The sequence below is a fragment of the Limosilactobacillus oris DSM 4864 genome, from assembly GCF_001434465.1.
In the GTDB taxonomy this organism is placed as follows: domain Bacteria; phylum Bacillota; class Bacilli; order Lactobacillales; family Lactobacillaceae; genus Limosilactobacillus; species Limosilactobacillus oris.
The window spans coordinates 81,437-92,139 of the sequence record NZ_AZGE01000004.1; the positions used below are offsets into that span (position 1 = coordinate 81,437).

General features: G+C 48.2%; 12 protein-coding genes and 2 pseudogenes. 4 read left to right on the plus strand and 10 right to left on the minus strand.

What is annotated here, in order from left to right; genetic code table 11:
* Positions 1–269 precede the first annotated feature (269 nt).
* Positions 270–539 carry a 30S ribosomal protein S15 gene (gene rpsO, locus FC49_RS03310; RefSeq protein WP_003711721.1) on the minus strand — a complete coding sequence of 90 codons (270 nt, stop codon included), beginning with the start codon at positions 537–539 and terminating at the stop codon, positions 270–272.
* Positions 540–795: 256 nt separating this feature from the next.
* Between rpsO and rpsT the strand changes: the two genes are divergently transcribed.
* Positions 796–1,050, plus strand: coding sequence for a 30S ribosomal protein S20 (gene rpsT / locus FC49_RS03315; RefSeq protein ID WP_003711755.1), 255 nt, complete (start codon positions 796–798; stop codon positions 1,048–1,050).
* Positions 1,051–1,407: 357 nt separating this feature from the next.
* On the opposite strand, the gene holA is transcribed toward rpsT, so the two are convergent.
* From holA to FC49_RS03360, 9 genes are all read right to left on the minus strand, one after another.
* Positions 1,408–2,430, minus strand: a complete 1,023-nt coding sequence (gene holA, locus FC49_RS03320) for a DNA polymerase III subunit delta (protein WP_056984172.1) — start codon at positions 2,428–2,430, stop codon at positions 1,408–1,410.
* Positions 2,400–4,562: a DNA internalization-related competence protein ComEC/Rec2 gene (locus tag FC49_RS03325; RefSeq protein ID WP_056984174.1), complete on the minus strand. Its 2,163-nt coding sequence runs from the start codon at positions 4,560–4,562 to the stop codon at positions 2,400–2,402. The genes holA and FC49_RS03325 overlap by 31 nt, the downstream gene beginning before the upstream one ends.
* A gap of 111 nt (positions 4,563–4,673) precedes the next feature.
* Positions 4,674–5,165, minus strand: a complete 492-nt coding sequence (locus FC49_RS03330; protein WP_056984176.1) for a ComE operon protein 2 — start codon at positions 5,163–5,165, stop codon at positions 4,674–4,676.
* Positions 5,166–5,222: 57 nt separating this feature from the next.
* On the minus strand, positions 5,223–5,858 hold the full coding sequence (locus FC49_RS03335; RefSeq protein WP_056984178.1) for a helix-hairpin-helix domain-containing protein: 636 nt from the start codon (positions 5,856–5,858) through the stop codon (positions 5,223–5,225).
* Between the two features lie 72 nt (positions 5,859–5,930).
* Positions 5,931–6,980: a SepM family pheromone-processing serine protease gene (locus FC49_RS03340; RefSeq protein ID WP_056984180.1), complete on the minus strand. Its 1,050-nt coding sequence runs from the start codon at positions 6,978–6,980 to the stop codon at positions 5,931–5,933.
* Positions 6,964–7,485, minus strand: coding sequence for a pantetheine-phosphate adenylyltransferase (gene coaD, locus FC49_RS03345; protein WP_003711773.1), 522 nt, complete (start codon positions 7,483–7,485; stop codon positions 6,964–6,966). The genes FC49_RS03340 and coaD overlap by 17 nt, the downstream gene beginning before the upstream one ends.
* Positions 7,486–7,488: 3 nt before the next feature.
* The gene (gene rsmD / locus FC49_RS03350; RefSeq protein ID WP_003711779.1) at positions 7,489–8,052 is read right to left on the minus strand and encodes a 16S rRNA (guanine(966)-N(2))-methyltransferase RsmD; all 564 of its coding nucleotides are present in this window, start codon (positions 8,050–8,052) and stop codon (positions 7,489–7,491) included.
* A complete protein-coding gene (locus FC49_RS03355) occupies positions 8,049–8,333 on the minus strand; it encodes a YlbG family protein (RefSeq protein ID WP_003711768.1) in 285 nt (94 codons plus the stop codon). Before FC49_RS03355 ends, rsmD begins: the two co-directional genes overlap by 4 nt.
* The gene (locus FC49_RS03360) at positions 8,333–9,553 is read right to left on the minus strand and encodes an FtsW/RodA/SpoVE family cell cycle protein (protein ID WP_056984182.1); all 1,221 of its coding nucleotides are present in this window, start codon (positions 9,551–9,553) and stop codon (positions 8,333–8,335) included. Before FC49_RS03360 ends, FC49_RS03355 begins: the two co-directional genes overlap by 1 nt.
* Before the next feature lie 156 nt (positions 9,554–9,709).
* Here FC49_RS03360 and FC49_RS03365 point away from each other — a divergent pair, with 156 nt between their 5' ends.
* The 3 genes and pseudogenes from FC49_RS03365 to FC49_RS10130 form a co-directional block, all read left to right on the plus strand.
* A complete protein-coding gene (locus tag FC49_RS03365) occupies positions 9,710–10,234 on the plus strand; it encodes a helix-turn-helix domain-containing protein (RefSeq protein WP_056984184.1) in 525 nt (174 codons plus the stop codon).
* A 128-nt stretch (positions 10,235–10,362) separates the two neighbouring features.
* Positions 10,363–10,437: pseudogene (locus FC49_RS10375) on the plus strand (hypothetical protein); the annotation flags it as partial.
* Positions 10,438–10,458: 21 nt separating this feature from the next.
* A pseudogene (locus tag FC49_RS10130) lies at positions 10,459–10,703 on the plus strand (IS3 family transposase); the annotation flags it as partial.

The window sequence follows — 10,703 nt, forward strand, 5'->3', positions numbered from 1 at the left end:
GAACGATAGGTGGCACGGCACGGGCCGGCTAGCGTTCGTAGTTAGACACTAGCCCTGTGGTTATTTCGCACGTTATCTTTATAATAGTTAAGGACTAGCAAGAGGCTTGCTACGCGTTGGCAAAGGTAGTGCCACGAACCAGCCGGCCTAACTTTGGCTCACGCACTGAGAGCCGCCGTGAAACAGTCTTAACGGGCTCCCCGGCCCCTGATCCATTTTTAAACAATAAAAGGCCGGGGGATTTCCCCAGCCTCTTTGCGGAAATAAAATTACCGCCGTAATCCTAATTCCTTAATCAATTCACGGTAAGCAGGAAGGTCAGTGCGCCGCAGGTAAGCCAAGAGGTTCCGCCGGTGACCAATCTTCTTCATCAAACCACGTTGTGAGTGGTAATCATGCTTGTGCGTGCGAAGGTGTTCGTTCAGTTCGTTAATGTCAGCAGTTAATACAGCGACTTGAACTTGAGTAGAACCAGTGTCACCTTCGTGAGTTGCGAATTGCTTAATGATTTGATCTTTACGTTCTTTTGAAAGAGCCATGATCAATTTCCCACCTTTCAATTAATAAGTCTGCCTAGTTCTAAGTATGGCGTCGGTGAGGATCGCCAAACTGAGAAGAGGCACCGTCGCACTTGCGACCTTTAATAATATAAGGTATTTCAACTCATTTTGCAACTCTTTCCCGTCCCGAAAATCCTATTACCGTGAAACTATTGCAATGCTGGCCAGTCTTTTGTATAATGACAAATGTTGAAAATTCTGGTCAACTGAATACCGGATAACGGAGGTGAAAGTTATGCCAATCATCAAATCAGCGATCGAACGTGTTAAGACTAGTGCAAAGGCCGAAGCACGGAACGCTTCCCAATTAAGTCACATGCGGACTGCAATCAAGAAGTTCGACAAGGCTAAGCTTGCTGGTGAAGGCGACCTTGAAAAGTTATACAAGGATGCTATTTCAGCAATCGACCGTGCCCACTCAAAGGGTCTTATCAAGGCTAATAAAGCAGCACGGGATAAGTCTCGTCTGTCAGCTCGTTACCACAAGTAATGAGGTTCAAGGAGGCAACTTATCCTAGTTGCCTTTTTTCTTTCTTACAAACATACAAAAAGAGGCTGGGAAGCAATTCCCAGCCTCTTCGTTATTTTAAAGCTAATGCTGTCGCAAGCCAGTAGCTGGCTAGCAAGATGATTGTAGTTGGCCATGCCGCTTTATCAACATCTGACCTGCCAGCTACCTACTGTGTTGATTTTCAGCCGCTTACTACTGTGATAATGTGCAAAATAACCATAGGCTAGTAATCCGCCTTATCGGGATGGCTGCTTCTCACTATTTCAAATCGTCTGGCAAGTCCCGCACTATCGAATCAGCAATGTTCTCCCTTGCCAGGCCCCTCACGTGAAAGCCTCACCTTTGCCGAGCATATTGGAGCATAAACAGTTGAAAAAGCAACTCTGGATCCCGTTGGGTCGTTTTGAGGTTTTGCTCGATTTTGACCAACCCGAGATACGCGTTTGCCAACCGCTCAAGGGAAAATTGGCGAACTGTTCGGAGTCCCAGCTTGACCCGGTAAGGGTGAACGTTAAGTCTACTAGCAATACTCCCCTGACTCAGGCCATGGTTAACCAGTACTTTTAACTGGATTAATAAGCGAAACTGGCTCACGAGAACTGCATTAATCTGCAAAGGCTGCTTTTGACTAGCAAGCAGCTGTTGGTAGAGTTCTAACGACCGTGGCTGGTCTCTTCGGAGAACTGCGGTCACCAAGTCGAACACGTTGTCATCCAATGACTGCGGCACCAATGCTTGAACCATTGGTGCGGTAATATGCTTATCCTGGTAAGCCAAAATCTCCAGTTTAGCCACGTTAGCGACCATTAACCCGTAATCAGCATTTGTCCGCTGAACCAACAATTCAAGAGCTGCATCGTCAATAGTAAACCCGGCTTGGCGCAACTGTCCTTCAACCTGCTGACGGGCACTGCGTTCATCCAAGGGGGCCGCACTGACATTCACCGCCACCTTTTTCAGTTCCTTAACAAGTTTTTTTCGCCCGTCCAGTTTCTCATACGGAGCGAGAAAAACAAGCGTGGTTGTTGGTTCCGGATGGTGGAGATATTTAATCACTGCCGATAAATCATGGTCTACCTTCCCACCCCTTTTTTCATTTGTTAGAAAATAAGGTTTGTTAATGATTACAAGCCGGCGTTCACCAAAAAACGGTGCTGACACTGCATCGTCCAGTGCACTCGCAACTGGGGTGACTTCCATATCATAGCGGCCGACGTTCATGACCTGCTGCTCTTCAGGAATCAATGACAAAAAAGCGGTCAGCGCCTTTCCCTGTAGTACCTGCTGGGTGCCGAGCACCAGGTATACCAGCGCCGGCGTTTTTTCTTTTAGTTGTTTAACGAGTTCGGTAACATCCACCGAAGTTCATCCCCCTTTAATGTCGTCTGCCAGTAACCCTTGTCACCGTAATAATGATATTTTATCATTCCATACTGCTGAGTGGAAAGGGCCGCAATCCGGGCCCGCTTCAATTCAGCCACCACCTCGTCACTCGGGTGGTGATAACGATTAAACCGTCCGGCAGAGATAATCGCTGTTTTTACACCCAGCTGCCGTAAGAAGCGTGGATCACTAGCCGTCTTGCTGCCATGATGCCCCAGCTTGAGTACGGTAGCGCGCAAGTTTGGATACTTAGCCATAACCGCCAGTTCACCAGTCCGGTCAAGGTCGCCGGTAAAGAGAAAGTCTTGCCCACCGAACCGTCCTGCTAGTACTACTGAGTCTTCATTCTTTGCCTCCCCCGAAGTAAAGGGGTGGACAATTTGCAAGCACTGATTTGGTAGTTGCACCTGATCAGTAACCGCGATTACTTTCCCGCGATATTGCTGGGCCGCCAACCGTTTTAATAACGCCGGCTGTTTTTCCATTCCGGCCGGAACCACAATCTGCCTAACGGTCATCGTCTTCAATACCGACGGTAAATAACCAATGTGGTCTGCATCGTGGTGGCTTAAATAAACCGTATCAATCTGAAAAATACCACGACTTTTTAAGTAGTTAATGCTAGTCTGTTCAGCAAGATCGGTATGACTTTCTACCTGAGCCCAGCGGGGCTGGTTAAACTGAACCTTCCCACCAGTATCAATCAGCAAAACCTGCCGGTTAAACGGTGTTCGAATAATAATACTGTCTCCCTGCCCAATATCTGTAAAAATGACCTCACCAAAGGGTGGGTAGTGAATTTGCAGGAAGCAACAGAGATATAGCAAAAATAAGACTACGTAGCGGGCTCGTCGTGGTCGTTGGAGGAGCCACAGGGTCGCCAAAAAGAGCAGCAATGCAAAGCACAGCGGTGGCTTGCCAAAGTGAATTTCACCCGGAAGGGAAGCTAGCCAGAAAAGGACAATTTGAAAGCCGCTGAGCAGAGCATTGACAAGTTCGCCCAAGACCGGGAAGAAGTGGTACGACATGGCACTAAATACTACCAGCGGGAAAACAAATAACGAGAATAGCGGAATCATAACATAGCTGGCAACCAGACTTAGCAGGTGAAATTCAAAAGTTCGGCTGAGAATCGCAGGGAGGCTAAGAAGCCCCAACAACCAGCAGCGCTTCAACTCCCCCTCTTCTCCCGTCAGCACCTGGAGAATCAGCGACAGCAGGTAGCTAAGCTGACCGCCGAGGTTAAACAACAGGTACGGGTTCCAGAGCAAGCCGGCAATTAGACTGATTGCCCAGCCGTCAAGCGCGTCCATTTTAAACAGCCGCTGGCCCAGCGTTACTTCGGCCATAATTACTGCCCGAATCAAACTGGTCGAACCGCCACCAATAATCAAGTAAAATGGCAGCCCAATGACCAGTATCCAGTCAATCTTTTCCCGTTCCAAGCACAGATAGCTCCCTATTAGGCGCGTCAGGCCGGTCAACAGGATAATGTGCATCCCCGAAATGCAGAACAAATGGATTATTCCAAGCCTTTTTACCGCTAAAGTCAAAGCGTGATCACCAGCGCTGTTGTCGCCAACCAGTAGTTGCTGACAGTAAGCTCCTAATAGCTGGGGCATTGTCTTAAAATATTCAATTAGCCGGTAACGAATGACGTGACACAACGACCGCCATCCCCTAATTGGCTGGGGTTGAACCTTCCCGAGCTCCTTAACCCGTAATTCGTTATAGATGTGGTGTTGCTGATAATAAAAGCGGCGATCAAACTGCTGGTCATTAGTCGCCGGTACCAGTGGCTGCAAGGTCCCTGTAACTTGCCACAGTGCTGGATGGTCAACCATCCTTAGCCGGCGCAGCTCTGCTGGTTCGCGAGCCCTTAATATTACGGTTTCCTTGGCTTGCGACTGTTGGTCCCGAGCCGTCAGCGTTACCAGGCTGCCGTTAATATGGACGTCATCCGGCATTACCAGCAACGTCTGCTGGACCGCCGCCGCCCGCGTTAACCGTTGCTGAGCGGCCCACTGGCGGTTAATCGCCACTATCCCTACAATCACACCTGCCACAAGGGCTGTTACTACTAAGACCCGCGGTTGAGCAAGGCTCATAATCCGCCACAGCATCCAAGCTGTTAGCAGTAATAGCGCCGGTCGCGGGCAGGTCAGAACCGTTGCCAGGAGTCCGGCAAATAACGCCGGAAAGACCCAGTAATGGCGAATTTATTTATGGGCCACCTGCGGATCGATATACTGATCTAGGTGGACTTGGTCTAAAATATCTTGGCCTAAATTGATTTGGCGCAAACGAACATTTTTAAGTTTAATCAGCTTCATTGCATAGTCATCATTATGGTAATTGCGGATATAATTGATTTCCTTAATTCCCGCCTGTAATAGACTCTTTGTGCACTGTAAACATGGGAAATCAGTCACGTAAAGGCTGGCTCCATCCGTCGACATTCCAAAACGAGCACATTGTAAAATAGCGTTCATTTCGGCGTGAATCGTCCGAACACAGTGTCCATCACGCAGGTAACAGCCTTCGTCGATGCAGTGATCATCGCCAGAAACAGACCCATTGTAGCCACCAGCAATAATCCGTTTATCCCGGACGAGGACAGCGCCGACCGAAAGCCGCTTACAGGTACTCCGCGAGGCCAATAGTGCAGCCTGGACCATGAAATACTGGTCCCAATCAATTCGTTTTTTCATCTAATCACTCCCTTGCGTTAAGTTTAGTATAGCAAATAATGATGAACTGCCAAATGTTTAGACGGCGACTTGTTCTTTAATCTTAGCAACGGTCTTTTCGCCAAACCCTGAAACCTGCATCAATTCATCCACGGTTTTAAACTGCCCGTGCTGTTGACGGTACTCCAATATTAAATCTGCCTTTTTATCACCAATTCCGGTAATTTGACAGAGCTGTTCCTTAGTGGCTGTATTGAGGTTGACCGGCGCCTTCCCCGTCACTGGGTCAGCGGCGTCCGTGCCTGCTGGTGCTTGGTTTGCTACCTGTTCGCCCTCCGCCGGGATATAGATTATCTGCTGGTCGGCCAGCTCTTTAGCGAGGTTCACGTCCTTCATCGCAGCATTCGGCAACGCTCCACCCGCTGCCCGAATTGCCTCCTGAATCCGTGCTCCGCGCTTAAAATAATACACTCCCGGCTTTTGGACCGCCCCCTTAACATCCACGCAGACACGAGCCGGCGACCGATTACTCACCGTACTAGCATCACTACTCACAAGTGCTGAGCTCGCTGCCGACGAGAGGCTGGCCGGCGCCGAGCTGGGAGCTGGTTTGACGGTACGGTATGCAAGCAGTGCGATCGCCGCAAGTAAGGCTACCGTCCCAGCAATTATCTGATAGCGATACAGCGCCCATAGTTCCTTAAATTTTTCCATCTATCTCCCCTCCTGTTATTTAAATACGCAAAAATCCATGGTTACGTTTTTTATAACCATGGATTTTTTACTTTATTCAGTTGTTTCTAGGTAATGGACGGCTTGCTTAAAACTGGTTACCGGTACAACTTCCATCCCCGGTGCATACTTTTTCGCCGTCTTCTTCGCTAACTGGTAGTTGGTCTGATGACCGTCTTCATATTTTAGGAGAAGTTTTGTTGGCTTAACATACGGCGCAAAGAAGACCGTTGCCCCAGCACGATGGGCCGCAATGATCTTCTTGTCAATACCGCCGATTTCTCCCACCTGACCATTAGCGTCAATGGTCCCGGTCCCCGCAATCTTACGCCCCTTTTGCAGGTCATGACCGCTAATCTGCTGGTAAATTTGCAGGGTAAACATTAAGCCGCCGGACGGACCGCCAAGTTGTCCCGGGTTGACCTTAACGGGTGTCTTAGTCGTCACCTTCATATTATTAGTCAGCATGATCCCAATCCCAGCACGACTGCCAGTTAATTTAACCAGCTTATGGGTCGTCGTGTGAGTCTTACCATCACGCTGGTAAGTAACCGTCAATGGCGTGCCCACTTTCTGGCGGCCAATATACTTTTGGTAGCCCTGTGCCGTATTAAAGTGGTGGCCGTTGACCTTAGTGATGGTATCCCCCACCCGGATGGCCTTCTTAAATTGGGAATTCGGCTGAACCTGCAAAACATAGATTCCTAAATATTTTTTGCTGACCGGCTGGTGGGCTGCCTGGTAGGCCACCGCAATCGCCTCGTTAATCGAACTTTGCATATAAAACTTCTGGACCCGGTCAAAAGTGGCGCTATTCTGCCCGCCGGTAACGTCGTCCGCACTTTCAATCGACATGTACGGTACTAATTTTGCCATCACGTAGGTTGCCGGCCGGGCCTGCTGGAGCGCTACGGACGTAATCATAAAGCTCCCCTTGCCCTTGTCCGGATGCCCCTTGACTTGAACAAATGAGCGTAAGTTGCTAGCACTGCCCGGCGCTTCAATGTATGAGTTTAGCGGCCAGAGGAGTGCCCAAGCGATAAAAAGGACTGCCGCCAGGGCAATCCCAATCCAACGCGATACTTTTTTATCTTGTCTTTTCATTGTCTTTCTTCACCTGCATTAGCTGACGTTCTTCTAACCGTTTCTTTAAGGCGTTGTTGATGTTAGCTGGTAAGTAGGCGGAAATATCGCCCCCGGCTGACGTTACCTCCTTGAGAAGGCTGCTTGAAAGGTGCTGATACTCTGGTCTGGCAAGGAAAAAGACCGTTTCGCACTGATCATCCAGGAAGTTATTCATCGCTGAAATATCACGCTCATAACGAAAATCAGCCGTGTTACGCAGTCCCCGCATCAAGTAGTCAGCCCCGATTTTATTCATCAGGTCGACAGTCAGCCCTTCGGCGGTAATCACCGAAACGTTGCTCAGTCCGCTCACCGCTTCCTTAACTTGGGCCACCCGCTCAGCAACTGAGAATAGTGGGTCCTTATTTTCGTTAGTCATCACCGCAACTGCTAACTGATCAAACAGGGCGCTCCCCCGCTTAATCAGGTCTAGGTGTCCAAGGGTCAACGGGTCAAATGTTCCGGGAAATAATGCTACTTTCATAAGTTACAACTCCTTTTGGTAACGATAAATAGTCAATACAGTAATTCCGTAGGTCTGCTGTTTAATAAATTTAAAACCAGCCCAATCGGCAGTTGGCAATTGGGCGGTCTGGTCGGTTTCAGCAACCACGAGGGCACCGTCAGACAGCAATTCCCGTTCTGCCATTGCCGTCATATCCTTGACGATTTGCTGTTTTGCGTATGGGGGATCCAGGAATACTAGCTGAAAATGCTGTCCCTTCTTAGCAAGCATTCCCAGGGCCTTTTGTGCGTCCATCTTATAGACTGTAAATTGCTCAGGGTGCTTCGTTACCGCAATATTTTTCTTAATCGTTTTGATTGCTTGATACTGGCGGTCAACCAGGATTGCATTGGCCACGCCGCGCGAAACAGCCTCAATACTTAGTCCTCCGCTGCCCGCAAACAGATCTAAACTTGTTCCACCGTCAAAGTAGGGACCAATAATATTAAACAGGGCTTCCTTGACCTTATCCGTAGTTGGCCGGGTTGCCATCCCAGGGACCGCGCTTAACCGGCGGCCGCCGAACTTACCCGCAACAATTCTCATTCCTTATCATCCTCATCATGTAATTTATAAACGCCACTCATTTCTAGATCCGTCAATGTCGGGTCCAGGTCTGGCCGGTAAGACGGCTTGACATAACGTACCGCCCGCAGCTTTTCTAACCGGTCAGTCACCGTTTCCACCTCGTCCTGATTGACGTACAGGACCACGTAGTGCATATGGCGGGAAACGTAGCGCACCAGCCCGTACCGCCGCAAGCTCCGAATAACCCGGTTGCTATTAATCCGGACGATCAGCGCACGCCGGGAGACTAACTCAAACATTAATCACCACTCCCTTCAGCGGAAATAAATGGTTGCCCCATCTGCAACTGCTCTTTGTTTTGCTGAATACTAATATTCATTACGATCCCAACCGCACTGGAAAGGACTAGCATACTGGAACCCCCGTAACTAATAAAGGGAAAGGTCACCCCGGTGATGGGGAGGAGGCCCAGTACCCCACCGATGTTGAAGAAGGTCTCCACCATCATAAACGTCGCCGTCCCGTAGCAAATCAGGGTCTGATAGAGTGACCGGCTCCGCACACCGATCAAGATGATTCGACAAATCAAGCACAGCAGGAGTCCCAGAATCAGACTTACCCCTACTAATCCCAATTCTTCACTGGCAATTGACATGATAAAGTCGGTATTCGGTTCGGGAAGGTAGCCCATTTTTTGGATACTATTGCCGAGACCGACGCCAAAAACGCCACCGTTACTAATCGCGTAGTAGGAGTTAACCAGCTGACTTCCCGACCCGCTGGCATTGCCGAACGGGTTCATAAAGGCAATAAAACGTTGAGCACGGTAACCGCCGTGGAAGAGGCCACTCTCGACCGCCTTTTCCAATAAGAAGTACAGAATTGTTGGGCCGCCGACAATCACCGCGATGCCATAACCCCATTTGAAGTCACAAGCCAGTAGCATCACAATAATGATTGACAGGTTAATCGCAAATCCACCGGTATCCGGCTGTAGCAAGATCAACGTCAGAAAAATAGCAGCAAAAATCAGGGGACCGACCGCTGCACTCGAATCAAGGAAATGGGTCCCCCGTTGCCGCGCCCGGGCCATCCGGTCAGCCAGGTAGAGGATAAAGTAAAGTTTACAAAATTCCGCTGGCTGAAGGTTAATTGGCCCCAATGATAGCCAACCCTTAGCACCGTTAACCGCGCGTCCCACCACCAGAACTACTGCTAAAAGGCCAAACATGATAAAGGTGGAATATTTAAGGAAGCGCCGGGTCCGTAAATGGGGCATTGCTAAATTAGCAAAAAAGAACACGCAGCCACAGCCCAGGACTGCATAAATAGTCTGCTTAATCAGGTATCCCCGTGGGCTGCCGCCATTTTGCATTTCAATTCCAGCGCTGGCAGAATATACCATTACGATCCCCGTGAGGCATAATAACAGGTAAGGAACTAGTAAGTAGTAATCCCAGTAGCGCATATTGTGCCAGGCGGCCCGGAATGGCACTGGTCGAATCGATGTTTTTTTCATATTAATAATTGCCACCTAACTCTATCGGTAAAATACAAGGCCCATTATACCATTATCATCCTAATCATTGCTTTAAAAGACAATAAAAAAGGCCTTGGCGAGCTTGAAATGAACCCCCATAGTTGGACAAGAAATTCCAACTATGGGGGTTTTACTATGACTAGGTTTAGTTTAGAAATTAAACTGAAAGCAGTTCAAATGTATTTATCGGGAATAGGCTCAACGACTATCGCCCGACGATTGGGCATAAGAAGTAAAGGTAACGTGTTAGTATGGATAGCTCGCTATCGAAAATATGGTGTTCAAGGCCTAGAAATTCGTTCACCAAAGTATGATTATGATGGTGATTTTAAGCTGAAAGTCTTAAACTGGAAAAAACAACACAAGACTTCGTACTCACAAACAGCACTTCAATTTGACATTAGTAATCCAGGGACAATCGCAACCTGGCAAAAGAAGCTTAAAGAGCGTGGAATTGGGGCCTTGTTCACTAGAAGAGGACGGGCAAAGCACATGACTACTAACCATAATCACCAAGCTAGTAAACAACTATCAGAGTTAGAACAGTTGAAAGCAGAGAATCGGGCTTTGAAAGTAGAGAACGAATACTTAAAAAAACTCGACGCCTTAGTTCAACACCGCGGACAGTCAAAGAAGAGTACCAAATCATCCAGGAACTAAGGCAAGAATTCGGATTTAGCTTAACGGAGATTCTACCATACACCACCATTAAGCGAAGTACATTCTATTATCAAGCCCATCGCCACGAAACCGAAGATGATAAAGAACTGCTTCGACTCATTAAAGATATCAAGCAACAGAATCCTGGCTACGGATATCGACCTGTCACCGATGAGTTACATCGTCGTGGAATTAAGGTTAATCATAAAAGAGTTAGCCGTCTAATGCGAGAGAATGGTTTATCGTCACAGATGTATAATCGTCAAACTCGGAAATATGATTCGTCGATTGGTCCTCAAGGTAAGAAAGCCAAGCATCGTCTTCATCGCCGCTTTAAAACCGAGCGTCCATATCAAAAAATGGCGACTGATGTGAGCGAATACCGCTATGACAATATGAGCCAGGATGAGCGAGTTTACCTTTCACCGATTAAAGATTTATGTTCTGGTGAAATTGTTAGTTACAATAT

What these genes read in the sequence shown, in the direction of transcription:
- rsmD (WP_003711779.1), bottom strand. Translation starts at nt 8,052, where the DNA reads ATGAGAATTGTTGCGGGTAAGTTCGGCGGCCGCCGGTTAAGCGCGGTC.
- FC49_RS03360 (WP_056984182.1), bottom strand. Translation starts at nt 9,553, where the DNA reads ATGAAAAAAACATCGATTCGACCAGTGCCATTCCGGGCCGCCTGGCAC.
- FC49_RS03365 (WP_056984184.1), top strand. Translation starts at nt 9,710, where the DNA reads ATGACTAGGTTTAGTTTAGAAATTAAACTGAAAGCAGTTCAAATGTAT.
- rpsO (WP_003711721.1), bottom strand. Translation starts at nt 539, where the DNA reads ATGGCTCTTTCAAAAGAACGTAAAGATCAAATCATTAAGCAATTCGCA.
- FC49_RS03355 (WP_003711768.1), bottom strand. Translation starts at nt 8,333, where the DNA reads ATGTTTGAGTTAGTCTCCCGGCGTGCGCTGATCGTCCGGATTAATAGC.
- FC49_RS03335 (WP_056984178.1), bottom strand. Translation starts at nt 5,858, where the DNA reads ATGGAAAAATTTAAGGAACTATGGGCGCTGTATCGCTATCAGATAATT.
- rpsT (WP_003711755.1), top strand. Translation starts at nt 796, where the DNA reads ATGCCAATCATCAAATCAGCGATCGAACGTGTTAAGACTAGTGCAAAG.
- FC49_RS03330 (WP_056984176.1), bottom strand. Translation starts at nt 5,165, where the DNA reads ATGAAAAAACGAATTGATTGGGACCAGTATTTCATGGTCCAGGCTGCA.
- FC49_RS03325 (WP_056984174.1), bottom strand. Translation starts at nt 4,562, where the DNA reads ATGAGCCTTGCTCAACCGCGGGTCTTAGTAGTAACAGCCCTTGTGGCA.
- FC49_RS03340 (WP_056984180.1), bottom strand. Translation starts at nt 6,980, where the DNA reads ATGAAAAGACAAGATAAAAAAGTATCGCGTTGGATTGGGATTGCCCTG.
- coaD (WP_003711773.1), bottom strand. Translation starts at nt 7,485, where the DNA reads ATGAAAGTAGCATTATTTCCCGGAACATTTGACCCGTTGACCCTTGGA.